The organism is Dokdonella sp., from assembly GCF_019634815.1.
In the GTDB taxonomy this organism is placed as follows: Bacteria; Pseudomonadota; Gammaproteobacteria; order Xanthomonadales; family Rhodanobacteraceae; genus Dokdonella_A.
On sequence record NZ_JAHCAP010000007.1, the window covers coordinates 103,914 to 127,424 of the forward strand.

The following is a 23,511-nucleotide window of genomic DNA, read 5'->3' on the forward strand; positions in this document are numbered from 1 at the left end:
CGACTCAAGCGCGCTGCGTGTAGCGGCGCGCGACGTAGTCTTCGAGCACGCCGACGAATTCCTCGGCAATGTGTTCGCCGCGCAAGGTCATCGCCTTCTCGCCGTCGATGAACACCGGCGCCGCCGGCGCCTCGCCCGTGCCCGGCAGCGAAATGCCGATGTTGGCGTGACGCGATTCGCCCGGGCCATTGACCACGCAGCCCATCACGGCGAGCGTTAGGTTCTCGACGCCGTCGTACTTGATGCGCCATTCGGGCATCTTCGCGCGCACGTGATCCTGCACGGTCTTGGCGATCTGCTGGAACAGCGTGCTGGTGGTGCGCCCGCAGCCCGGGCAAGCCGTCACCAGCGGCATGAAGGCACGCAAGCCCATTGTCTGCAGCAGTTCCTGTGCAACGATCACCTCGCGCGTGCGCGGTTCGCCCGGCTCGGGCGTGAGCGAAATGCGGATGGTGTCGCCGATACCTTCCTGCAGCAGCACCGCAAGCGCCGCGGCCGAGGCGACGATGCCCTTGCTGCCCATGCCTGCCTCGGTCAGGCCCAGATGCAGGGCGTAGTTGCAACGTGCGGCGAGATCGCGATACACCGCAATCAATTCCTGCACGCCCGAGACCTTGCACGAAAGGATGATGCGATCGCGCGCCATGCCCAGTTCTTCGGCACGCGCGGCCGAATCGAGCGCCGAGCGGATCAGCGCCTCGCGGGCCACGCGCGCGGCATCCCAGGGCTGCGCGCGCGCATGGTTTTCATCCATCAGCGCGGCCACCATCGCCTGATCGAGCGAGCCCCAGTTGGCGCCGATGCGCACCGGCTTGGCATGGCGCAGCGCGATCTCGATGATGGTGGAGAACTGTGCGTCCTTCTTGCGCCCGAAGCCGACATTGCCGGGATTGATGCGGTACTTGGCCAGCGCCTGCGCGCAAGCCGGTTCGCGCTCGAGCAGTTGATGGCCGTTGTAGTGGAAGTCACCGATCAACGGCACCGCCACACCCATCATGTCGAGGCGCTCGCGGATGCGCGGAATCGCCGCCGCCGCCTCGGGCGTGTTCACGGTCAGGCGCACCAGTTCGGAACCGGCGCGGGCGAGCTCAGCCACCTGTTTGGTCGAGCCGACGACATCGGCGGTGTCGGTGTTGGTCATTGACTGCACCACCACCGGTGCGCTGCCGCCGACAACAATCGAACCGACCGCAACCGGCACGCAGGCGCGGCGCGCAAGCGGGGATGGCGCTGTTGAACTCATGGAATGGATGGCTCCGGACACGGCCGCAAGTGCGGATTTTCGCACAACCACGCCTGCGCCAGCCGGCGTCCGGCAACGGGCATGCCGCCTTTGGCTACACTCGGCGCATGTCCAAGGCCGCCTTCGTCAGCCCTGCCGCGCGCCGCCTGCTCGGCGAGCAGGCATTCAGCCGCACCGCCGGTGCTCCCTTGCTGCCCGGCAATGCGGTGTCGCTGCAGATCGACGCACGCGCCGCTTTCGATGCATGGCTGGCGGCCATTGCCGCGGCGCGCGAGCGCATCCTGTTCGCCAACTACATCTTCCGCGATGACGACCTTGGCCGCAGCTTCGTGACTGCGCTGGCCGAACGCGCGCGCGCCGGCGTCAGGGTGTGCGTCACGCGCGACTGGCTGGGCTGTCTGGGCCAATCCTCGGCGCGATTCTGGCAGCCACTGCTCGCTGCCGGTGGCGAAGTCCGCGCGTGGAATCCACCGCGACTGCTCAGCCCGTTCGGCTGGATCTCGCGCGACCATCGCAAGCTGCTGGTGGTCGATGACCATGTCGGTTTCGTCTCCGGAATCTGCGTCAGTGGGGCCTGGCTTGGCGACCCCGCGCGCGGCATCGCGCCGTGGCGCGACACCGGTGTGGCAATCCGCGGTCCCGCAGTCAGTGACCTGGCACAGGCCTTCGCCGAAGTCTGGGCGCAGATGGGGCCGCCGCTGCCCGCCGAACACGCGCCCGGGCACCGCGTCATTGCCGAGGCCGGCACGGTCAACCTGCGCGTGATTGCGACCCAACCCAACATGGCCGGGCTGTACCGCCTCGACCAGCTGATCGCCGCGCTCGCTCGCAAGAACCTGTGGCTGGCCGATGCCTACTTCGTCGGCGTCACGACCTATGTGCAGGCGCTCGGCTCGGCGGCGCGCGATGGCATCGATGTGCGCCTGCTGGTGCCCGGATCGAGCGACATTCCCGCGGTTGGTGCGATCTCGCGCGCGGGCTACCGCCCGCTGCTCGAAGCCGGTGTTCGCGTGTTCGAGTGGAACGGCTCGATGATGCACGCCAAGACCGCGGTCGCCGACTCACGCTGGGCGCGCGTGGGTTCGACCAATCTCAACCTCGCCAGCTGGCTGGGCAATTGCGAGATCGACGTGGCGATCGAAGACGAGACCTTCGCGCAGCAGATGGAGGCCCAGTACGAGCGCGATCTGACCAATGCCACCGAGATCGTGCTCAAGACAACGCACGGTCCGCGCACGCGCGGCGGCCACGAGCCTGCCTCCGGACCGCAGGGTGGCAGTTCCGGCCGCGTCGCCGCGAGCGCCTTGCGCCTGGCCAATTCGGTCGGCGCAATCATCACCGACCGTCGCGCGCTCGGCGCCGCCGAGGCGACTCCGCTGCTGGTTGGCGCCTGCATCCTGCTGGCGCTGTCGCTGGTCGCCTTTCTCTGGCCGCATCTGTTCGCCTGGCCGCTGGGTGCCCTCGGGCTGTGGTGCGCACTCGTGCTGTTGCTGCGACTCGTGCGCCTGCGCAAGAAGCGTCAGGCATCGGCAGCCTCGCCCACGAGCGAGGACGACGCACCTTGATGCCGGCGCAGTTGTCGCCGCGCGCGCAATCGCGCAGACTCGGCTGCCGCGTCGAGCCGCCATCATGCCCACGCCGCCCCTTGCCATCGAAGCCGAAGTCTATTCACCAAGCGCGCTCACGCGGCTGGTGCGTGACCTGCTCGAAGATGCGCTGCCGCTGATCTGGATCGAAGGCGAGATCTCCAATTTCGCGCGACCGGCCTCGGGCCACGTCTACTTCACGCTCAAGGACGCCGGCGCGCAGATCCGCTGCGCGATGTTCCGGCCCAAGAGCACCTGGCTGCGCTTTCGTCCCGCCGACGGCATGCGCGTGCTCGCCCGCGCTCGCGTGAGCCTGTACGAGGCGCGCGGCGAGTTCCAGCTCATCATCGAGTCGCTGGAGGAAGCCGGCGCCGGTGCGCTGCAGCGCGCCTTCGACGAGCTCAAGGCGAAGCTCGAAGCCGAAGGCCTGTTCGATGCCGCGCTCAAGCGGGACTTGCCGCGCATGCCGCGGCGCATCGGCGTGATCACCTCGCCCACCGGTGCCGCGGTGCGCGACGTGCTCAGCGTGCTCGCACGGCGCTTTCCACTCGCGCAGGTCGAGGTCCTGCCGGTGCCGGTGCAGGGCAAGGACGCGCCGCCGGCGATCGTAGCGATGCTCGAAGCCGCTTCGCGCACGCACCGCCATGACGTGCTCCTGCTCACGCGCGGCGGCGGTTCCCTCGAAGACCTGTGGGCCTTCAACGACGAGGCGCTCGCACGCGCGATCCGCGCCAGTCCGGTGCCGGTGGTGTCCGCGGTCGGCCACGAAACCGATTTCACGATCGCCGACTTCGCCGCGGATCTGCGCGCGCCGACACCTTCGGCCGCGGCCGAGCTCATCGTGCCCGACGCTCGCGATCTCGCCCGCCTGCTCGCTACCCAACGCAATCGCGCGGGCCAACTCATGCGCCGCGTGCTCGAAACGCGCGCGCAGCATCTGGATCACCTGCTCGCGCGCCTCAACGCGCAGCGCCCGCAAGCGCGCATCACGCGCGGCAGCGAGCGCCTGCTCGCGCTGCAAGCGCGCCTGCGCGAAGCGGGACGGCGCGCGATCGCCGAGCCGCACACACGGTTGCGTGAGCTACGCGCGCGTTTGCAACCGGGCGCACCGGCGACCCTGATCGCGCGACGCGCGTTGCTGCTCGACAATCTGCAGGATCGCCTGCGCGGTGCGCAGCGCCATGCACTCGAACGGCGCGCTGCACAATTGAGCGTACTCGCGCGCACCCTGCACGCGGTCAGCCCGCTGGCCACGCTGGAGCGCGGCTACGCGATCCTCATCGATCCACAGTCCGGCCGCGCCGTGCGCACCGTCGCGCAAGCCAAGTCCGGCCAGGTGCTGCGTGCGCGCCTGGCCGATGGCGAACTGGCACTGCGTGTCGAAGACCATCGCAGCTGACTCTTCGACGCACGAACACGGGCCGCAGGCAAGGACACGCCGCTCGGCGGGAGCCCGGATTGCCGTCGATCCAACTCAGGGACACACCGAACTGGTCGCTTCGGTGCTGCAGGCGAAGGTCGAACGGTGCACGAACACGCCGTTGTAGTTGGCAAGCCTGCCGGGCTGCGCGTTCGCGTTGATCACCTTGTAGGCCATGAAGCCGGTCGCGGGCAGACCGTGCAGCGCCACCGCGCGGCCATCGGCCTCGAGTTGCCCGCCCGCCAGCACGCGGGTGTCGCCGTCCAGATCGAGATCAACCCAACCTGCGCCCAGCGGCGGCAGATCCGTTCCTGGCGTGAAGGCGAACGGCAGCAGCGCCGTCGACAACTTCGAAGTGAATACTTCGGATGGTTGCGCCGCGGTGTGCAGCGGCAGGATGCGCACCACGTTGACGGCATAGGGCAAGGCGAGCGGTGGCGATGGTGGGCAAAGGAATCCGCAGCCATCGGGTGGCGCATGCGTGGCCTGGGCGCCTTCCTCGTGATCGAAGAAGTCTGCCTGCACGGTGACATCGAGTCGCCCTGGTCCTGCGAACGGAAAATCGAATGGCGCGGTCGGATTGTCTTCGTAGTATTGCTTGGTCGGAAACGTCACGAGCCAATCCGTCGCCGCGCCGAGGGCGGAGGCATTGAAGAATTCATTGCGCAGTGTCTTCGCCATGAAGACGGCGCTGACTGCGTCTTCGCCGCGCGCATAGTCGAGCGCAAGCGCCTTCCTGCCGGTGAACACGTAGGCACGCGCGACGCCATGGGTGGCTTCGGCCGAGTTGGCCGACCCCAGGTAGGGCCCTTCCATCACGGTCGGCGCATACAGCACCTGCGATGTGAAACCGGCCAGCGCGTCGGCGTTGTAGGGATAGTAGGTACCGGCGCCCACGTCGACGATCGCACCGGCACCGAACAGCTCGTCACCGGGCGTGCCAAGGTCGGCCGCGACGTTCGCCGTGGTGATCTCGCCACAGCCCGGCGGAGTACCGTCGTTCGGTTGGCCATGATTCTCGTGGGCAGTGCGAGTGTCGGTCGCGCTGCCGGGAACGATGTCACCCAGCGCGAACATCTGGATCGAACCTTCGCGCGTGCGCTCCATTCCGCTTGGCCAGCCGTTGTCGTTGCCGGCAGCAGGGGCACTGAACGCGATGCCCGCTGCCGGAAGCGCAGGCAAGGTGCAAGAGTGATCTTGGCTGATCAAACGCGCGCCGCCTGCGGCATCGGCCGTGATGGCGCCGGTCCAGACATCTTTCGGGGACAGGAACAGGTCGAAGTCGATCACGTCCTGGTTGTTGTAGCCTTCGAGGAAGCGCAACCTCACGGCCTTGCCCCGGTTGCCCGTGTTGGTCACGGAGATGAGCGTGTCCTGTCCGGCGTTCACTGTGTAATACGGAAAGATCAGCACTTGTCCGAGGCCGCGCGGGTTGAGCGTGACCGCTTCGGCCATGCCAGCCGGGAACATCAAGAATGAAAGCAGGCAAACGCAGATGAGTAACGGATTGCGCATGACGGATTCCTCCCTTTTTGAATCGTGTGTCATCACATTGCGGCGTATCTCTCACTGACGCAGCACCAGCATCATTTGTGCCATCGCGGTGCGGCGATTGCCTGGCCGGCTCCATGCCGAGACCGAATCAATGACAGGAATACGCCCCTTGGGCGACGCTGATCAAGTGGCGCCACCGTCACGACACCTGTCTGCGTGCAGATCGAGGTGCGTTGCCGCATACGGCCTGGCCAATCCCTGCAAGCGCGTCTGGCCGATGGCGAACTGGCGCTGCGCGTCGAAGGCCCTGCAGGGTAAACCATCCGCAGTCGCCTCAGCGCGTCTGCGCGGCTGCAGACCGTGCCTGCAACTGTGCGATGTGCGCGCGCACCTGGGCCAGCGGCAGCGGCGTGCCTTGCCACAACCTGCCCATGCGACGCTCGGCTTCACGCAGGTCGACCAGCGCCTGCGCATCCTGCCCACGCGCCGTTTCGATGCGGGCCGCCAGTGCCAACAGACGGGCGTCGGCGGCATCGTCCTGCGTCGCAGCGCGGGCCTGCTCGAGGCGCGGTGCCAGCATCCGCGCGGCGCCCTCGGCATCACCGGCAGTCAAGTGCGCTTGCGCCTGGATCGCGCGCCAGCGCCCGCGCACCGCAGTGGCGTCGGCGCCGATGCGCGCGTCGAGACGGTCCAGCGCTGCGCGCGCATCCGCTCGATCACCGTGCGCGAGCAGCGCTTCGGCACGATTGAGCCCGATCACCAGGCACGGCGGCGTGGCCGCATCGTCCGCGCACAGCAGGTGCAGCGCCTGTTCGAATGCCGCCAGCGCTGCGGCCGCATCGCCACGCGCGCTTTCCGCATTGCCCAGTGCGTTGTCGATCGCGGCAAGATTCGCGCTCTTGCGATCGGCGCGACCCGCCAGTGCGCGCAGCCCGCGTGCAGCCTCGTCGAAACGCCCCAGGCTCAACTGCACATTCGCCAGTTCCCAACTGATGCCGTCGATGAGCAGTTGATCGGTGCCGGGCGTCGACGAAGCGCGCTGCAGGGCTTCATGCAGCAAGGGCTCGGCTTCGGCCACGCGCTGGTTGTCGACCAAGGCGCCTGCATACTGCTGCTCGACGTAGCACAGCGTGCTCGGCGGTGCGATCTCGGCCAGTTCCTGCAGGATCGCCCAGGCCTTGCGCGCCGGTTCCAGCGCGTCGGCGGGACGCCCGATCGCGCGCAACAACGATGCCTGATTGCCCAATGCCACCGCATAGCGCGGTGACGTTTCTCCGTCGGTCAGGCGATGCAGCCTGGTCGCCTCGGCCGACAATGATGCGATCGATGCGTAATCGCCGCGATTGAACGCTGCATCCGCCTTGAACTCGAGCGCTTGTGCCAACTGTGCCTGTCCGTCCGCGCCCGCTGCGCGCAGGCGCGTGATCGCCAAGTCGAGCATGGCTGCGCCAGCCGCGTCGCCATCATCGACCAAGCTGTAGTGCGCCAGTCTCGCGCGCGCGCCCTCAGTCCACGGCGTTGCAGCCGCGCCTGCCCGCTCGCCTGCGGCCAATGCCGCGCGCAGCGCTTCCTCCGCCTTGGCTCGGTCGCCCAGGGAAACATGGACGTTGCCGATTTCAGTGAGCAGGCGTGCGGCGAGCACGGGATTGGCATTCGCCTTGGCGGCGACTTCAGCGCGCTCGACAAGGTCGAGCGCCCGTGTATCGCCGCCCTTGGCAGCATAGGGGTCGGCGCTCAGGAACACCTCTTCGAGCATCGCCAACGCGCTTTGGCTGGCCTGCTCGGCCTGGCTGCGCTGCCATGCTTCGTGCAGCGCCAGCCCCGTACCCAGCGCAAGTGCACCCAGCACCGCCGAGGTGGCCGCCACTGCGACACGATGGCGACGCAGGAACATGCGCGTGCGATAGGTCCAACGGTCGGCCGTCGCGCTGACCGGCTCGCCGCGACGCAGGTGGCGCAGGTCTTCAGCCAGCGCGGCGACACTCGCATAGCGACGTCCGGGTTCCTCCTGCAAGGCCCGGCACAGGATGCGGCCGAGATCGCCCTGCAGGCTGCGCAGCAAGGCCTTGCCCGAGCTGCCGCGCAACTGCGCCATCGCCTCGAAGACCTGCGGGTCGCGCGCCTGCCACTGGCGCAGCTGCGCCACCGCTTGCGCGCAATGCCCGGGCCATTGCGGTCGCACACCGGCGACCAGCTCGTGCAGCAGCACGCCAAGCTGGAACACGTCGGTCTGTGTCGTCACGCTGCCGCGCGCGACCTGCTCGGGCGCGGCGTACTCGGGCGTGAACAGGGGCGCGGCGCCGTGCGTGGCGCCATCGTCCGCCGCATCGAGCAGCTTGGCGATGCCGAAATCGAGCAGCTTGAGCGTGCCGTCCTGCGTGACCAGCACGTTGGCGGGCTTGATGTCGCGATGCACGACGAGATTGCGATGCGCGTAGGCCAGTGCCTCGCAGGCATCCAGCAGCAGCGCCAAGCGGACGTCCAGGCCCAGCTGCCGCGCATCGCACCAGGCCAGCAGCGGTTGCCCATCGACCAGCTCCATCGCAAACCACGGCCTGCCATCATCGGCAAGGCCGCCATCGAGCAGGCGCGCAATGTGCGGATGATCCAGCCGCGCGAGGATGCCGCGCTCGCGCATGAAGCGCGCGAGGATCTCTTCGGAATCCAGACCGCGCTTGATCAGCTTGAGTGCCACCGGCTGGCGCGTGACGCCGGCGACCGGTTCGGCGCGATACACCGTGCCCATGCCGCCGCTGCCCAGGCGCTCCACGATGCGGAAGCGCCCGATGCAGGTACCGATCAGCGGATCATTGGCCACCCCATCATCGAGTGCCGACAAGACCGGTTCCAGACCGGGTGCCGGCACCCGATCGAGCGCGAGCAGCGCCAGCGCCTCGTCGCGCAAGGAGGTGTCGACGCTGCACTGAGCCGCCAACCATTGCTCACGTTCGCTGTCAGGTCGATCCAGCGCCGCGCGCGCGAGTTCGAGCGCGCGGCGCATCCGGTCGACCCGATCAGTTGCGCTTTGCATGGTCGCCCTCCGTTCACGCCGATCATGCTAGCGCGCTGCACGTGCGTTCGCTCGCTGCTGCGCTTGCCGGTTCAGTCGAAGCCGTTACCGAAGATGCGGTCATCGGCGATTTCGACGACGCAATTGCCGATCTCCGAGGTGTTGCCAGCCGGGTCGGTCGCGCTTGCACTGAGCGTACCCAATGGCACGCTGGCATCGATCCCCAGATCGAGACTGAAGGTCACGCTGCCGGTCGCGCCGGTAGTGACCTGGAACGGTGCCAGCGCCGTGATCGCGGTGCCGCGGCCGTCGGCACGACAGCTCGATCCGCCCCAATACACGTCGATGCGATACGGCGTGCCTGGCGCGCTGGAGAGCGAGCCACTCACGCGCGTGGTGGCGCCGGCCGCAGCGCGCATTGCGCTGGTCAAGAGTGGGTGATTCTGCAGGTTGTTCGGCCCGCTCGCCGGGTTGCCGGACTGGTTGGCGCTCGGCCCGGCCTGCGCCAGGTCGATGGCCAATCCGCTGTTGTAGGAGATGCGGTTGGACAGCACGCGATTGCCGGTGCCGCCACTGGGCGAGATCCACACACCCGGGCCATCGTTGTAGAGGATCATGTTGCCACCCCAGGTGGCAGTCAGGGGCGCGCCGATGGTGTTGTCATGCGCGCCGAAGCTCATCAGCACGGCACCGGAACCATTGGGGGCGATCACCGCGCCACCCTGGTTTGCGCCCAGCATGTTGTACTGGATGGTGTTGCCGCTGGTGGCGGGACCGGACAAGTTGATGCCCCAACCCGTGTTGTTGCCGATCTGGTTGTACTCGATGCGATTGCCGGGCGAGTTGTACGCATAGATGCCGGTCTGGTTGCCGCCATTGCCGCTGCCGTCGGCCTGGAAGCCGATCAGGTTGTTGGCGATGGTCGAGCCGCCGGCGACGTTGTCGAGGTAGATGCCCGGCCCGCTCGCCACCGCGATGAGGTTGCTGGCCTCGGGATTGTCGTAGCCGCCGATGAAGGCGCCGCCCGAGTTGCCGGTGACGCGGATCGCGCTGTAGCTCGCCGGCGTGAAGGCCACCGGGCCGAACAGGTTGCCGTAGATGCGGTGATTGCGCCCGCCTTCGAGCTTGATCGCCGCATCGTTGAAGCCGGCCAGGCCCAGGCCGCGCACGACCAGGCGCGCCGAGTTGGCGGCGCTGGCAGGCACGTGCAGCGCCCAAGGCGTGTTGGTGTTGCCGGCGCCGTTGATGTAGAGGCAGAGGTTTGAATCGAACACGCCGTACCCGGTGTTGGGCGTCCAGCCCGGCTGGGTGGTGCCGTCGACGGTGACATCCCCCTTGATGTCGAGCATCGGCGCGGCAAGATGCAGCAATGCCGGACAACCGCCGGGGATGTTGAAGATGATGCGGAACGGGCCGCTGGCCGCATTGCCCGCCTTGATTGCGGCACGCAGCGAACCGGCTATCGGCGCGGTGTTGTTGCCGTTGTCGGCGGTGGTGGTCACCACCGCCATGGTGGTGTCGTCGATCGACGATTCGTAGGCCCCCAGGTCGATGCGGCTGCCGATGATGCGTGCATGGCCGTCGAGATCGCGCGCCGGAAAACCCAGCAGCTGGACAAAGCCGCCCTTGTTGATGGCGGGCGAATTGGAGGCAAGCCGGAAGTTTCCGTTCGCTGCATCGACGAAGCGCGGGTCGGCATGAAGGTCGCCCGTACCCTGCGGAAAATTGCCGTTGGCGGAGTTGTAGAGATTGAAACTCGCCAACAAGGGATAGACGTACTGCGTGCTGCCGGTGAACACGATGTCCAGGCCCTGGTTGCTCCACAGGATGTTGTTGCTGACCTCGCTGATCCGGCCACTGCTGCCTGTGATCAGTGTCCCCAGACGCATGGCCGGGCCACCGCTCGTGCGCACGATCGTGTTGTTGGTCGCGGTCACGGCACCATCGACATCGGCATCGAGGGTGACGGTGAAGGCGCCCATGTCGATGCCGCTGGCCTCGTGTGCGAGCGTGCTGTCGGCGACGAAATTGTTGACGAAGCGCATCTGTGCTCCGGACATCCTCACCACGTTCTGTCCGGAGTTGTACGTGAAACGGCAGTGCCGGACTTCGAACACCTGGCTCTCGCTGCGATCGCTGCCGTAGGTCAGCAGCAGGACTTCGCTCTCCGCGTAGGACAGGTTGGACTTGCCCTTGAAGCGCGTGAAGGTGACGCCTTCGATCAGCACATTGCTGTCCCCTCCGAGCTTGAAACCCATGCCGGAGGCCGCCGCGCCCAAACCATCGAGCACGGTGTTGACAGGGTTCACCAAGCGGCCCGAGCAGCTGGTCGTGTAGCCGCCCAGCAGGCGCAAGCTGGCCACTTCGTCGGCATTGGCTCCGTACATGCGGGCGAGCTGGTCGCCGACCGCATAGCTGCCTTGCACCAGCTTGATCGTGAAGGTGGAGTCGACGGGCTGGAGTTCGAATGTGATGAGCGCGCTCTTCAATTCAGCCACATTCTTGACGCAAACCTCGGCGGCACGTGCCGGCATGCAAAACGACAGGACGCAAGACAGCAGCCCGCACAGGGCGACGAAACGACGCAACAACATGGCATTCTCCGCAAGGGGTCTTGATCACCCTTACGAAGCGCGGCGCGAATTGCTGACATCTTGCGCAGCCCAGCCGCGCCACCTGCCTGGCCAATCAATGACTTGGGTCGTTCATCGGCAGTCGCTGCGTGCGTGCATCCCACCCGCAAGGTGTTGCAATCACTCGGGCCCTGCCCTGCTAGGTCGACTCGGCAATGAATCGCAGCAGGAACATCCGCGCCGCGCGCCAGTCGCGGAACACGGTGCGCTCGGCAACGCCGCGCAACCGGGCGATCTCATCGATGCCGGCACCGCCGAACACATGCAACTGCGCCAGTTCCGCCAGGCGCGGATCGACCGCTTCCAGCTCACGCATCACCCGATCCAGCGCAAGCACGTCGAAAGGCTCGTCGGCAGCGATCTCCTGCGCCGCGCCCAGCGTCAGGGCCTCGCCACCCTCGCGTTTGTCCGCATGCCGGCGGCGCGCACGGTCGACCAGCAATTGGCGCATGGCTTGTGCGGCAATGTTGAAGAAGTGCTCGCGATCGGCAACCGACAAGCTGCGCCCGGACAGGCGCAGCCAGGTCTCGTTGACCAGTTCGGTGGTGCACAAGGTGTGCTTGTGACCGAGGCGCAAGAGCACACGCGCCTGTTTGCGGAAATCCTCGTACAGCAATGCGAACAGGCGATCGCTGGCGCCCGGCTCGCCGCTGCGGATCGCGCCGATCAGCGCGTCGATGCTCTCCACTGGCTCGCCTGTGTGCGCCATGCCCGATGAGTTTAGGGCAACGCCGGTCAAATGGCGCAGGGACAAAGCCGGTTCCCTTGTGCACGGCGAACCGCAGCATCGGTTCATTTCCAGGCCAGCCAGCACGCGCGGCCTGCGCTAACCTGCACTGGATGTTGTGCGATGCAGCCCGCGCGCCAGGCCCCGCCAAGGAGCAAACATGCCGATCGACACTTTCCCGTTGTACCTCGCCAACGCGGCGCGGCAGCCCAACAGTGCGCTGGAAGTATTCGACAAGTATTCGGGTGCCGTGGCCGCGCGCGTCGCGCTGGCCGATGCGGCAACGATCGATTGCGCGATCGCTGCCGCGGTTGCCGCCGAAGCGCCGATGCGCGCGTTCGCGCCATGGCGACGTCAAGCCGTGCTCGAACATTGCGTGGCACGCTTTCGCGACCGCTTCGATGAGCTTGCGCTGGCGCTGTGCATTGAGGCCGGCAAGCCCATTGGCGATGCCGAGGGTGAGGTCACGCGCCTGATCGATACCTTCCGCATCGCCGCAGGCGAGGCAGTGCGCATCGACGGCAGCTTGCCGAACCTCGAGATCTCCAAACGCGCCGAGGGCTATCGCGGCTTCGTCAAGCGCATGCCGATCGGCGCGTGCTCGTTCATAACGCCCTTCAATTTTCCACTCAATCTGGTGGCACACAAGGTCGCGCCCGCGATCGCCGCAGGCTGCCCGTTCGTGCTCAAGCCCTCGGAGAAAACACCGCTGGGCGCGCTCATCCTCGGCGCCATCCTCGCCGAAACCGACCTGCCCAAGGGCGCGTTCTCGATCCTGCCCTGCCGCATCGAGGATGCCGATCCGTTCGTGAGCGACGAGCGCCTCAAGCTGCTGTCCTTCACCGGCGGCCAGATCGGCTGGCAGCTCAAGGCGCAGGCCGGGCGCAAGAAGGTCGTGCTCGAACTGGGCGGCAACGCGGCCTGCATCGTCGATGACGATCAGGCAGGCAAGCTCGATGCGATCGTCGAGCGCCTGGTGTTCGGCGCCTATTACCAATCCGGGCAAAGCTGCATCAAGGTGCAGCGCGTGCTCGCGCACGAATCGCTCTACGCAAGCCTGCGTGAGCGCTTCGTTGCTGCGGTGCGCGCGTTCAAGGCGGGCGATCCGAAATCGCGCGACACCTTTCTCGGCCCGCTCATCGACGAGGCCGCGGCGATCCGTCTCGAAAGCTGGATCGCCGAAGCCGTCTCCGGCGGTGCGCGCCTGCTGTGTGGCGGCACGCGCGAGCGCAATCGACTCGCTGCGAGCGTGCTCGAACAGGTACCGGATGACGCCAGGCTCAACCGGCTCGAAGCCTTCGGCCCGGTCACCGTGCTCGAATCATTCACCTCGTTCGAGGCCGCGCTCGCGCGGGCCAATGATTCCGACTATGGCCTGCAGGCGGGCGTGTACACCGACTCGCTCGCGCACACGCTGCGCGCCTGGGACGTGCTCGAAGTCGGCGGCGTGATCATCAACGACATCCCCAGTTTCCGCGTCGACAACATGCCCTATGGCGGCGTGAAACTCTCCGGTCTGGGCCGCGAGGGCATCGCCTGCGCGATCGCCGAGATGACCGAGCCGCGCCTGCTGGTCGTGCGCGGCTGAGGAGGAGACACGCCATGAACACAAGGTTCAGGATCGGCGACCACGTGCGCTGGAACTCGGAAGCCGGCGAGGTCGCGGGCACGATCATCGCGGTGCACACGCGCGATTTCGCCTGGAAGGGCTACACCCACCATGCCTCGCCCGACGATCCACAGTACGAAATCAAGAGCGACAAGAGCGATCACATCGCCGCACACAAGGGCGGCGCCCTGCGCCATGCCTGAGATGCGACCGGCATGAGCGAGCCGTACTTCACGATCGGGCACTCCAATCGCAGCATCGATGAATTCATCGAGTTGCTACACGAGAATGAAATCCGTCGCCTCGCCGACATCCGCAAGCTCGCCGGCTCGCGCGCGAACCCGCAGTTCAACCAGGATGCCCTTGAAGCGGCGCTTGCCCAGGCCGGGATCGACTATGTGCGCATCGAGGCCTTGGGTGGCCTGCGCGGACGCACGCCCGAGGTCAGTGCCGACGCCAATGCGCTGTGGCGCAACGCCAGCTTCCACCGCTATGCCGATTACACGCTCACGCCGGCATTCCGTCACGGCCTGGCCACCCTCATCGAGCAGGGTCGCCACGCGCGCTGCGCCGCGATGTGCGCCGAAGCGGTGTGGTGGCGCTGCCATCGCCGCATCGTCGCCGACCAGCTGCTCGCGCATGGCGAAACGGTATTCCACATCCTCGGCCATGGCCGGATCGAGCCCGCGCAGCTGACGCCGGGCGCGGTCGTCGGCGCCGACCACCGGGTTCGCTACCCGGCCGCCGGCGACGCCCCGGAGCGGCCGCCCCGCTGACCGGTGCGCCGCAAGCGGCGCAGACCACGGTTGCGGCGAGAGCAGGCTGATAAGATCGCGGCGTGAATGAGCGCAGCCAGGATCACGAAATCAACCGCCTCATCGATGGCTGGCGCAGTGGCGACGAATCCGCCCGCCAGGCACTGGTGACACGCGTCTATGCCAATGTGCGCGCGATTGCCGCACAGTCGCTGCGCGCCGCACCGGGTGCCACATTCAATACCACCGAAGTCGCCCACGAGGCCCTGCTGCGGCTGCTCGGCGCCGATCCGAACTGGGTTGATCATCGGCATTTTTTCCATGTCGCCGCGCAAGCGACGCGGCAGGTACTGGTGGAAGCCTCGCGGCGACGGCTCGCCGACAAGCGGGGGGGTGGTTGCGCCCATCTCGAACTCGGTGCCGCGATCGAAGTCGCCAACGAGGACGACCTGCAATTGGTACGCATCGACGAAGCGCTGCAGGATCTCGCCAACACCGATCCGCGTCGCGCCAAGACCGTGGAACTGGTGTACTTCGGTGGCTTTTCGCGGGCCGAAGTCGCCGCTGCACTCGATGTTTCCGAAGGCACGGTCGATCGTGACCTGCGCCTGGCGCGCGCCTGGCTTCGCAGTTTGATTGCGACATGACTGCGTCCCCGCTCGATCGCTTCGCCGAGGCGTTCGAACGGTTGCGCCAGCTTGCCCCTGCGCAGCGTGATCGGGAACTGGCTGCGTTGGATCTCGAAGCCGACGAATGCGAGCAACTGCGGCGCATGCTCGCAGCCGACGCCCAGGATGACGACCTGCTCGCGCAGACCGTGCGCGCCAGCGCAACGCGGCTCAACGCGAGCCAGTCACAACGCATCGGTCCCTACCGCCTGCTGCATGAACTCGGCGCCGGCGGCATGGGTACGGTGTTCCTTGCCGAGCGCATCGAAGGCGGCTTCACGCAGCAAGTCGCAGTGAAATTGTTGCGTGGATTTCCCACCCGCGATGGTCTGCGCCGTCTGCGCCAGGAGCGGCAGATCCTTGCCGCGCTCGAACACCCACACATCGCGCGCCTGCTCGATGGCGGTGAAACCGCCGACGGCCAGCCTTGGCTGGCGCTCGAATACGTCGATGGCTTGCCGCTGCTGCAGCATGCAGCGCGCCACGCGCCCACGCTGGCCCAGCGGCTGGCCCTGTTCGATCACATGCTCGATGCGATCGGTCACGCACACCGCCATCTGGTGGTGCACCGTGATCTCAAGCCCGGCAACGTGCTGGTCACGCATGCGGGCGAGGTCAAGCTGCTCGACTTCGGCATCGCCCGCCTGATTGATCTGGATACCCAGCCGGCCGCCGATGCCACCTCCACGCGCGTCTACAGCCCTGGCTACGCCAGCCCCGAGCAGTTGACCGGCAGCGCCGTGACCACCGCCAGCGACATCTTCGCGCTCGGCATCCTGCTGCGCGAACTGCTCACCGCGCAACGTGCCGACGGCCGCCCGGTGGCCGATCTGGTTGCCCTGCCGCTGGACGCCGATCTCACCGGCATCATTGCCAAGGCCACCGAACTCGAAGCCGGGCGCCGCTACGCCAGCACCAGCGAGTTTGCCGACGACCTGCAGCGCTACCGCGACAACCGCCCGGTGCGCGCCGCGCGCATGACGCGCTGGTATCGCGCGCGCAAATTCTTCGTGCGGCACCGGCTTGGCGCAGCCGTCGTGCTGGGTGCCGTCCTGATCCTGGCCGGTTTCGTGTGGCGGCTCGACCGGGAACGCGATCGCGCACTTGCTGCCGAAGCGGCGTCCGAGCGCGATGCCGCCAGCGCCCGTGCCGCGCTGCAGTTCCTCGTCGACACGCTTGGCGCGGCCGCGCCCGATGTTGCCCAGAGTCGCACCGTGAGCGTGCGCGAGCTGCTCGAAACTGCCCGCAAGCGGCTCGATGACGGATCGCTCGGGGCCGATGCCACGCACGTCGTGAAGACTCTGCTGGCCGATGTCTACGCCGATCTGGGCGAAACGGGCATCGCACTCGAGCTCTTCGGCCAGGGACTGGCCGGAGCCACACCGCACAGCCGTGATGAGGCTCTGGCACTGAGCGACATGCTCGACCGCCATGCCGCCCTGCTCGCGCAGGTCGGCAAATTCCCGCAAAGCGAAGAGGTGGCCCGCCAGTCGCGCCAATGGCGCGACACCTTCAGTCCCGATGAAACCGAACAGCAAGCCAAGAGCCTGCTCACCCAGGCCTATCTGATCCATCACCAGGGCGACCTCAGACTCTCGATCGCCAAGGCACGCGAGGCGATGCAGCTGTCGACGCCTGCCAAGCCGCTGCCCGCGCCGCTGATGCTCGAGATTGCCTCGACGCTTGCCGGCATGCTGACGTCCGCCGACGAGTGCGAGGAAGCCAACAAGGTCGCCATCCTGGGGCTCCAATACACGCAGGCCCTGGCGCCGGACCACGTCACCCGCGTTCCGCTCTTGCGTGCGCAGGCCAATGCGCTGCGCCTGTGCGGCAAATATGCCGAAGCGGAAACCACCCTGCGCCAGACCATTGCGCTGCAGAACCGCGTGGTCGGCAGCGGCGGCGTGCGCATGAGCGCCCTGCTCAACGATCTGGCGCTCACGCTCAACGACATGGGCCGCTACCGCGAAGCCAGCAGCCTGCTGGCGCAGGCCGAGCGCATCGGCCACGAGTTGCACCAGAATCCGTCCGAGGCCGCGATTTCACTCACCAATCGAGCCGGCATACTCGAAAACGTTGGCGACTATGCGCAAGCGCTCGAACTGCAAACGCAGGCGCAGAAGGCGCTGGACGAGGGCGCGATCGATCCTGCCGCCTTCGAGAGCCGGCGCATCGCACGCAACCACGCGCGCACCTTGGCGCTTGCCGGTCAGGCCCCTCAGGCAATCGAACGCCTGACCGGATTGATTGCCGACGCCCAGCGGCTGGACGGCGTCGATTCCTCCGAGTACGCCATGACGACCTGGCAGCGCGCAATCGCCCAGCGCCGCGCCGGTCGCATCGGTGCCGCACTCGCCGACGCCGATGAAGCCGAGCGCCGCTTCGCCGAATTGGTACCGCACACCCATCCATTCTTTGCCCACGTCCATCGCCTGCGCGCCGCGCTTGCATTGCAGGAGGCTGATCCGGTCAGCGCAGAACGCGAACAGCTTGCCGCGATCAAGCAACTGGAAAACGCCCACGGCATCGAGATCGATCTGGCGATCGCGCGCAGCGAGCTGGCCGAAATCCAGCGCTCGCTGGGCCGCAGGGACGATGCAAGGGCGACACTCGTCCAGGCCCTGCCGACCTTGCGCGACGCACTGCTGCCCACCGAAGTTGCGCGCGCCGCCGCCGAGCGCAGCGCCACGGCGCTCGGCCTGCCGCCGGCATCCGACATCACCAGGACTTCGCCGTAAGCGCAGGCCACGATCGTGCGGCGATGCTGCCGCGAGCCGGCCGCCTTGCTTCGGGCGTCACGTCGATGGTTCGCGCCCTTGCCGGCCGTGGCGACTTCGTCGCGGGATGAACCAGGGCGCCGCCCCGACTCACGACCGGGACAGGCTCGAACTCAGGATTGGGCGAATCGCGCCAGCGTGGCGGCGGCGTCGCCGGCACCGAAGTCCTCGCCCCAGTCTTCCATCAAGGCGATGAGCATGAGCTTTTCGAATTCGCCATTGAAGCGTTGCACGATCGCATCGGGATCGCGAATGCGCTTGTGATCGCCGATCACGCCGAAATGGACATTGCCGTTGTAGCTGAGAATCGACAGGCCAAGCCCGATCGAGCCGGTCTGCGGTACCCAGAACATCAGCTCGCGCACCTCGCCGCCCGCCAGATACAGCGGCTGCTGCGGACCGGGCACATTGGTCGCCACCGCACTCGCCTTGCGACTGAACAGTTCAAGCGCCGGGCCTTGCAGCGCCGCGGGCGCCATGCCGAGTGCAGCGAGCAGGCCGAAGGCGACCACCGCCTGACGCCGGCCCTTGAGATCGCGCATGCAGGCCGCCACGCGTTCGAGCCGGCGCAGCGGATTGGGCTCACCGATCGGCAGATCGAGAAACACCAATCCGAAATGGTTGCCGAGCTTTTTCGCATGCTCCAGCGGTCGCAGGTTGACCGGGACCGTGGCGCGGATGGTCAGGCCATCGACATCTTCGCCGTCATCGCGCAGGTAGCCACGCAAGGCGCCCGCGGCGCAGGCGAGCAAGACGTCGTTGACGGTGCAGTCGAGCGCCTTGCCGAGCAACTTGACCTCAGCCAGCGGCAATGGCTCGGCCCAGGCGACGCGCTTGGTCACGCCCAGGCGACCCTTGAGGCCGGTTTTTGGATCGTCCGCAAGCGTGAGCGCAATCGCAAGCTCGCGCGTGATTTCACTGCCCTCATGCGCGAATTCGGCAGCAACCGAAGGGTCGGCCATCATTTGCGCAATCATCGCCCAGGTCTTTTCGCTGGCCGCGACCATCTTGTGCAGCCCGCCCTGCATCGGCTCGAGCAAGCGTTCGAGCACGCTGCCGCGATCGCGCTTGAGCCAGGTGCGCGCAAGCTCTGCGCGGGCCTCGGGCTGCGGCGCGGTATCGGTCAGCGAGAGCAGCACCTGTACCAGCGCGAGCCCGTCCGCATAGCAATGATGGATGCGCGCGATCAGCGCCGCGCCGCCTTGATAATTCTCGATCAGGTGGTATTGCCACAACGGCTTGGACGGATCCAGCGGGGTCGACGCCAATTCGCTCACGAAACGCTCGAGTTCGGCCTTGCCGGCGGCGCCAGGCAAGGCCGCCACACGAAAGTGCCAGTCGATGTCGAAATCGGCATCGGTCTCCCAATGCGCGCTGTTGACGCCGAGCACGGCCTTCTGGCGAAAGCGGCGGAAAGCCAGGAAGCGTTCGAGCAGCAGCGCGCGCACGCGATCGGCTTGCAGCGGCCCGGCGAACATCAATACACCGGTGATCATCATGCGGTTGGTCGGCCGCTCCATGCGCAACCAGGCGGTGTCGACCTTGGACATCGCTTCGCGTGACGTGCTGCCTGCTTCCTGCATGATCGGAATTCCGCTGCGGGGATGGTTGCAAAGCATTGGCGCGGACGCGGCAAAACGCAACCACCGGCGCGGGGCCGTTCATTCGCCGCTGCGGCGTTCGCCGCCCGCGACAACTCACTGATCCACGCGCGATGCGACTGCATTGCACAAGCGGCCCGCGATTCGGGCCGGGGTGACGGCATCAGCGATGTCGCTTAGTCTAGGCGGCCACCACGACGGATTCCGCCGATGCGCCCAAGCCGCTGCCTGCTTCTGCCCCTGCTCGCCACTGCGCCCGCTGCCAGTGCCAGCACCGATGCCGCCACACTCGGTCTGGTCGACCATCCGCTCGGCTGGATCGCGCTGGCGCTGTTCGCGCTCGCCTATGCGCTGGTGATCGCCGAGGAACGCATCCACATCGCCAAATCCAAGCCGGTGATGCTCGCCGCGGGCCTCATGTGGGGCCTGTTGGCGTGGTGGTCGATCCAATCCGGCCAGGGCGTGGAACTGGTGCACGAAGCCTTCAAGGCGATGTTCCTCGAATACTCGGAAGTGTTCTTCTTCCTGGTCGTGGCGATGACCTATGTCACCGCGATCGGCGAGCGCGGCGTGTTCGACGCCCTGCGCGACCAGTTGCTCAAGCGGCACCTCAACTACCGGCAATTGTTCTGGATCACCGGCCTGCTCGCGTTCATGATTTCGCCGGTGCTCGACAACCTCACCACCGCGCTGGTGATGTCGGCGGTGATCCTCGCGGTGGGCGCAGGCAACCGGAAATTCGTGGTGCTCGCCTTCATCAACCTCGTGGTCGCTGCCAATGCCGGTGGCGCCTGGAGCGCGTTCGGCGACATCACCACGCTGATGGTGTGGCAGGCCAACAAGGTCGAGTTCACCGAATTCTTCGTGATCTTCCTGCCTTCGCTGGTCAATTGGCTGGTGCCCGCGGCGATCATGCATTTCGCGGTGCCCAAAGAGCGCCCACCGGCCTCACCGCAGCGCAGTCAGGTCAAGATTGGCGGACTGGGCATCTGCGTCTGCTTCGCGCTGACCATCGCGATTACCGTTTCGGGCCGCCAATGGCTGCAGATGCCGGCTGCCTGGGGCATGCTCACCGGCCTTGCCCTGCTCAACTTCGTCGCCGCACGGATCGAGCGCCGCGAAATGCGCTGGGCACTTGCCAATGGCGTCCAGGACCATTCCCGCTACTCGATCTTCAAGATCATCGCCAACGCCGAATGGGACACGCTGCTGTTCTTCTACGGCGTGTTTGCCTGCGTGGGTGCGCTGGCCACGCTCGGCCATCTCGAACTCGCCTCGCAGGCGCTCTATGGCGGCCTTGGCTACACCTGGGCCAACTCCATCATCGGTGTGCTCTCGGCAGTGTTCGACAACATCCCGATCATGTTCGCAGTGCTCAAGATGAACCCGCCGATGGATCACGGTCAGTGGCTGCTCATCACGCTCACCGCCGGCGTCGGCGGCAGCCTGCTGTCGATCGGATCGGCCGCCGGCGTGGCATTGATGGGCGCCTCGCGTGGGCTTTATACCTTCATGGCGCATCTGCGCTGGAGCCTGGTGATCGCACTCGGCTACATCGCCAGCATCCTCACGCACCTGTGGCTCAACGCCGCGCATTTCACCGGCTGACGGTCATGCGCAAGCCGCAGCAACACTTCGGCATGCAGGCCGTCGATTCCGACATTCAGGCGGACCATCGCACATGGCGATCGTGCTGGACCGCACTCGCATCGGGTTGCGGATCGATCGGCGATCGCACACCGGCATCGTCGGTGTGCGATGCGCTGCGCATGGCACCAAGATCGTCACCGCCATCGCGCGCGAGTTGACCGGCTTCGTCTGGGCCATCGTGCGTGCCGCACGCACCTGAAGCCACCCGCCCGCGCTTGCCGAACCAAGGAGGCATCCATTCCACAACCCTCCATCAAGGCTCGATACGCAACGCGGTACCGGCCGCGCTGGAGAACTCTCGACAGGCGTCATGGATGCGAGCCACAGCCGATCCTGGAATGAGACAGCTCCGCGACGAACACGCTCTGGCGCTACCCAACGCGCGAATATCAGCGTGATCAACCGTCGATCCCAATGGCCCGTGCCGCGTTGTCCATCAAGTCTTCAGCACACATCCCACGAACTGCAGCCAGACGGGCGAAAGACACCGCCTGGCTACTTGACGGGATCAAGCCATATCAGGCGCTACGTTGCATGAAGCTCCTCACGGAGCACCTTCCGCAAGACAGCGACGGTTACGGGGCGATCATCCTGTGTCTTGCCACGGGTGAGCTTCAGATCACCGCGCAACGCGGCATTGATCGCTGTTTGGTACCCGATGCCTTCGGCTTCGGCTTTGGCTCGGAAGTGCTCGATGATGTCATCGTCAAGCATGATCGTGATACGGGTCTTGCCCGGCGAGGCAATGACTGCACCTTTCTTGCCACCCGAGAAGTCGTACTGCTTACGCATGATATTGCCCTGCTTCGCCGCGACTGGCTTTGCGCGCCGAGATCAACCTGATGCGGTCGCCGCGCGGCGTGTGAGCACAACCAGGATGCGACCGAGTGCGTCCATGCCGAGCGTGACGAAGCGCCGCGCGTCTTGCGCATCGGGGCCTTCGATCGTGACGGCGCTCGGGTCGCGCAGTGCTTGCTCTGCGTGCGCGAAACTGACCTTGTGCTTGGCAAGGTTGACACGAGCCTTGGCTGGATCGAACTCGATCTGCACACCGCAATCATGCATATGCGATGCATAGAAGCAAGCGGTGGAGCGCTCAGCCGGCTAAACAGCCGGGTCGCGGTGGTTGATTGAAACGTACGACGTCCCCGGCGTCCGCTGCACACATGGTTGGATTGCAGCGCACGAAACAGGCGGTTTCCGGTCGCCCCAGCCGGTGCAAATGCTACCGTCGGCACCAAGCACGACATACGCGAACGACTCTTCGTCTCCGCGCCGCGGAATGCGCCAGTAGTGGAAATGGTTTCCTTCTTCCGCAAAGCGCCCAACGTAAGTCAGGTCACGCGCCTTCAGGGAGTCCGCATCGAGCAGCAGCTCACCGAATTCCCGGCGCAAGTACTTGGGTAGTTCGCGCTCCACATCCTCGGGAAGGCCGGTTGACCCTAACCATGAAGCTTCTTCACGCACGGAGTCTTCCGCAGCATGGCTCTCGTGGAGGCGGGCGATCTGAGCCTGATACTCAGGATCGTTCTTGACGTCACGAGCGAGTTTGCGGAAGAACGAGCGTAGAACCATACGGCCGCCAAGTATCAAGGCCGCGACGACGAGCAAGTTGATGGCCAGCCAGGACATGACTACTCCCAAGGACCGGTGCCGACCTGCACGAACACTTCGTACCCAGAGCGAGTGATGTAGCCAAGGACGACGCCCGACGTGCAGCGCAAACTGCAAGGCTCCTCGTCGTTCTCCGTGATGTAGAGCGAAACGTCCGGGGCTGACTCGGGATTGAAAACCTCTGCGTACACCTCAATCGGCGGCCCCTTCGGCAGCTTGACCTTCAGCGTCTTCGTGTAGGGGCCGGTGAGCGCGCGAGTGAGCTTGGCGCGAATCGTGGGAATCCTCTCATCCCGAAACGCGACGGCAATCTCCCGAATGGACTGCTGCTTTTTCCTTGCCACCGACTCTCCTTGGAATTCACTGGGTCAATACAGCAGCTTGAAGCACCGTGTTTGGAATTGCTGTCAATGCCACGTGGCTACAACCGGTCGGACCGGCTTGCAGAGAACCTGACTAACTATCCGGACGTCGAAGGATGTCGCGACTGATCCTCGCAGCATTGACGACACCGCTGCACGAACGAGGTCTGTGAGCGCGGTTTTTTACCCTGGTCCGCATCAGAAGCACCGATGCAACAAGACCGTCTACAGAATTGCAGTCTGACTTGTCACTGCATGGCACGGAAAAACGCAAGGAGCAGAAACAAAAGCCAGCATCAGCGAAAAGCCTTGCAGCTCAAGGCAAGGGTATCAACTGCCCGGACTTGACGGGAGTCTCCTAC

The 23,511-nt window shown here is 66.1% G+C and carries 19 protein-coding genes; 9 read left to right on the forward strand and 10 right to left on the reverse strand.

What is annotated here, in order from left to right:
• Nucleotides 1-4: 4 nt before the first annotated feature.
• Nucleotides 5-1,243, reverse strand: coding sequence for a flavodoxin-dependent (E)-4-hydroxy-3-methylbut-2-enyl-diphosphate synthase (ispG, locus tag KF759_RS05695; protein WP_291223471.1), 1,239 nt, complete (start codon nt 1,241-1,243; stop codon nt 5-7).
• Between the two features lie 107 nt (nt 1,244-1,350).
• On the opposite strand from ispG, the gene KF759_RS05700 reads away from it, so the two are divergent.
• Nucleotides 1,351-2,808: a phospholipase D-like domain-containing protein gene (locus KF759_RS05700; protein ID WP_291223473.1), complete on the forward strand. Its 1,458-nt coding sequence runs from the start codon at nt 1,351-1,353 to the stop codon at nt 2,806-2,808.
• 64 nt (nt 2,809-2,872) lie between these two features.
• Entirely contained in the window at nt 2,873-4,228 is a 1,356-nt protein-coding gene (gene xseA, locus KF759_RS05705; RefSeq protein ID WP_291223475.1) for an exodeoxyribonuclease VII large subunit, read from the forward strand.
• Between the two features lie 75 nt (nt 4,229-4,303).
• On the opposite strand, the gene KF759_RS05710 is transcribed toward xseA, so the two are convergent.
• From KF759_RS05710 to KF759_RS05725, 4 genes are all read right to left on the reverse strand, one after another.
• Complete coding sequence (locus tag KF759_RS05710) at nt 4,304-5,764, reverse strand: hypothetical protein (RefSeq protein ID WP_291223477.1); 1,461 nt, start codon at nt 5,762-5,764, stop codon at nt 4,304-4,306.
• 313 nt (nt 5,765-6,077) lie between these two features.
• Nucleotides 6,078-8,774, reverse strand: coding sequence for a serine/threonine-protein kinase (locus tag KF759_RS05715; RefSeq protein ID WP_291223479.1), 2,697 nt, complete (start codon nt 8,772-8,774; stop codon nt 6,078-6,080).
• 71 nt (nt 8,775-8,845) lie between these two features.
• Nucleotides 8,846-11,347: a right-handed parallel beta-helix repeat-containing protein gene (locus tag KF759_RS05720; protein ID WP_291223481.1), complete on the reverse strand. Its 2,502-nt coding sequence runs from the start codon at nt 11,345-11,347 to the stop codon at nt 8,846-8,848.
• Nucleotides 11,348-11,525: 178 nt separating this feature from the next.
• Nucleotides 11,526-12,095, reverse strand: a complete 570-nt coding sequence (locus KF759_RS05725; protein ID WP_291223483.1) for an ECF-type sigma factor — start codon at nt 12,093-12,095, stop codon at nt 11,526-11,528.
• A gap of 178 nt (nt 12,096-12,273) precedes the next feature.
• On the opposite strand from KF759_RS05725, the gene KF759_RS05730 reads away from it, so the two are divergent.
• The 5 genes from KF759_RS05730 (at nt 12,274) to KF759_RS05750 (ending at nt 17,883) form a co-directional block, all read left to right on the forward strand.
• Entirely contained in the window at nt 12,274-13,701 is a 1,428-nt protein-coding gene (locus KF759_RS05730; protein ID WP_291223485.1) for an aldehyde dehydrogenase family protein, read from the forward strand.
• Nucleotides 13,702-13,715: 14 nt separating this feature from the next.
• Nucleotides 13,716-13,925, forward strand: a complete 210-nt coding sequence (locus tag KF759_RS05735; protein WP_291223486.1) for a DUF2945 domain-containing protein — start codon at nt 13,716-13,718, stop codon at nt 13,923-13,925.
• Nucleotides 13,926-13,937: 12 nt separating this feature from the next.
• Nucleotides 13,938-14,498: a DUF488 domain-containing protein gene (locus tag KF759_RS05740; protein ID WP_291223488.1), complete on the forward strand. Its 561-nt coding sequence runs from the start codon at nt 13,938-13,940 to the stop codon at nt 14,496-14,498.
• Between the two features lie 62 nt (nt 14,499-14,560).
• Complete coding sequence (locus KF759_RS05745; protein WP_291223490.1) at nt 14,561-15,124, forward strand: ECF-type sigma factor; 564 nt, start codon at nt 14,561-14,563, stop codon at nt 15,122-15,124.
• Nucleotides 15,121-17,883, forward strand: a complete 2,763-nt coding sequence (locus KF759_RS05750) for a serine/threonine-protein kinase (RefSeq protein ID WP_291223492.1) — start codon at nt 15,121-15,123, stop codon at nt 17,881-17,883. Before KF759_RS05745 ends, KF759_RS05750 begins: the two co-directional genes overlap by 4 nt.
• Before the next feature lie 152 nt (nt 17,884-18,035).
• On the opposite strand, the gene KF759_RS05755 is transcribed toward KF759_RS05750, so the two are convergent.
• On the reverse strand, nt 18,036-19,505 hold the full coding sequence (locus tag KF759_RS05755) for a wax ester/triacylglycerol synthase family O-acyltransferase (protein ID WP_291223494.1): 1,470 nt from the start codon (nt 19,503-19,505) through the stop codon (nt 18,036-18,038).
• 228 nt (nt 19,506-19,733) lie between these two features.
• On the opposite strand from KF759_RS05755, the gene nhaD reads away from it, so the two are divergent.
• Nucleotides 19,734-21,131 carry a sodium:proton antiporter NhaD gene (gene nhaD, locus KF759_RS05760; protein WP_291223496.1) on the forward strand — a complete coding sequence of 466 codons (1,398 nt, stop codon included), beginning with the start codon at nt 19,734-19,736 and terminating at the stop codon, nt 21,129-21,131.
• Nucleotides 21,132-21,204: 73 nt separating this feature from the next.
• On the forward strand, nt 21,205-21,372 hold the full coding sequence (locus tag KF759_RS05765) for a hypothetical protein (RefSeq protein ID WP_291223498.1): 168 nt from the start codon (nt 21,205-21,207) through the stop codon (nt 21,370-21,372).
• A 326-nt stretch (nt 21,373-21,698) separates the two neighbouring features.
• On the opposite strand, the gene KF759_RS05770 is transcribed toward KF759_RS05765, so the two are convergent.
• From KF759_RS05770 to KF759_RS05785, 4 genes are read right to left on the reverse strand one after another with little or no spacing between them, the layout of a single operon-like run.
• Entirely contained in the window at nt 21,699-21,965 is a 267-nt protein-coding gene (locus KF759_RS05770) for a BrnA antitoxin family protein (protein WP_345777421.1), read from the reverse strand.
• 42 nt (nt 21,966-22,007) lie between these two features.
• Nucleotides 22,008-22,238 (reverse strand): BrnT family toxin, encoded by a 231-nt coding sequence (locus KF759_RS05775; protein WP_291223500.1) that lies wholly within the window; start codon nt 22,236-22,238, stop codon nt 22,008-22,010.
• A gap of 39 nt (nt 22,239-22,277) precedes the next feature.
• Nucleotides 22,278-22,805, reverse strand: coding sequence for a hypothetical protein (locus tag KF759_RS05780; RefSeq protein ID WP_291223502.1), 528 nt, complete (start codon nt 22,803-22,805; stop codon nt 22,278-22,280).
• A gap of 2 nt (nt 22,806-22,807) precedes the next feature.
• Nucleotides 22,808-23,131: a hypothetical protein gene (locus tag KF759_RS05785; protein WP_291223503.1), complete on the reverse strand. Its 324-nt coding sequence runs from the start codon at nt 23,129-23,131 to the stop codon at nt 22,808-22,810.
• Nucleotides 23,132-23,511: the final 380 nt, after the last annotated feature.

Bases quoted from the DNA above. Each gene is read 5' to 3' on its own strand.
- ispG (WP_291223471.1), bottom strand. From the start codon at position 1,243: ATGAGTTCAACAGCGCCATCCCCGCTTGCGCGCCGCGCCTGCGTGCCG.
- KF759_RS05700 (WP_291223473.1), top strand. From the start codon at position 1,351: ATGTCCAAGGCCGCCTTCGTCAGCCCTGCCGCGCGCCGCCTGCTCGGC.
- xseA (WP_291223475.1), top strand. From the start codon at position 2,873: ATGCCCACGCCGCCCCTTGCCATCGAAGCCGAAGTCTATTCACCAAGC.
- KF759_RS05710 (WP_291223477.1), bottom strand. From the start codon at position 5,764: ATGCGCAATCCGTTACTCATCTGCGTTTGCCTGCTTTCATTCTTGATG.
- KF759_RS05715 (WP_291223479.1), bottom strand. From the start codon at position 8,774: ATGCAAAGCGCAACTGATCGGGTCGACCGGATGCGCCGCGCGCTCGAA.
- KF759_RS05720 (WP_291223481.1), bottom strand. From the start codon at position 11,347: ATGTTGTTGCGTCGTTTCGTCGCCCTGTGCGGGCTGCTGTCTTGCGTC.
- KF759_RS05725 (WP_291223483.1), bottom strand. From the start codon at position 12,095: ATGGCGCACACAGGCGAGCCAGTGGAGAGCATCGACGCGCTGATCGGC.
- KF759_RS05730 (WP_291223485.1), top strand. From the start codon at position 12,274: ATGCCGATCGACACTTTCCCGTTGTACCTCGCCAACGCGGCGCGGCAG.
- KF759_RS05735 (WP_291223486.1), top strand. From the start codon at position 13,716: ATGAACACAAGGTTCAGGATCGGCGACCACGTGCGCTGGAACTCGGAA.
- KF759_RS05740 (WP_291223488.1), top strand. From the start codon at position 13,938: ATGAGCGAGCCGTACTTCACGATCGGGCACTCCAATCGCAGCATCGAT.
- KF759_RS05750 (WP_291223492.1), top strand. From the start codon at position 15,121: ATGACTGCGTCCCCGCTCGATCGCTTCGCCGAGGCGTTCGAACGGTTG.
- KF759_RS05755 (WP_291223494.1), bottom strand. From the start codon at position 19,505: ATGCAGGAAGCAGGCAGCACGTCACGCGAAGCGATGTCCAAGGTCGAC.
- nhaD (WP_291223496.1), top strand. From the start codon at position 19,734: ATGCGCCCAAGCCGCTGCCTGCTTCTGCCCCTGCTCGCCACTGCGCCC.
- KF759_RS05765 (WP_291223498.1), top strand. From the start codon at position 21,205: ATGGCGATCGTGCTGGACCGCACTCGCATCGGGTTGCGGATCGATCGG.
- KF759_RS05770 (WP_345777421.1), bottom strand. From the start codon at position 21,965: ATGCGTAAGCAGTACGACTTCTCGGGTGGCAAGAAAGGTGCAGTCATT.
- KF759_RS05775 (WP_291223500.1), bottom strand. From the start codon at position 22,238: ATGCATGATTGCGGTGTGCAGATCGAGTTCGATCCAGCCAAGGCTCGT.
- KF759_RS05780 (WP_291223502.1), bottom strand. From the start codon at position 22,805: ATGTCCTGGCTGGCCATCAACTTGCTCGTCGTCGCGGCCTTGATACTT.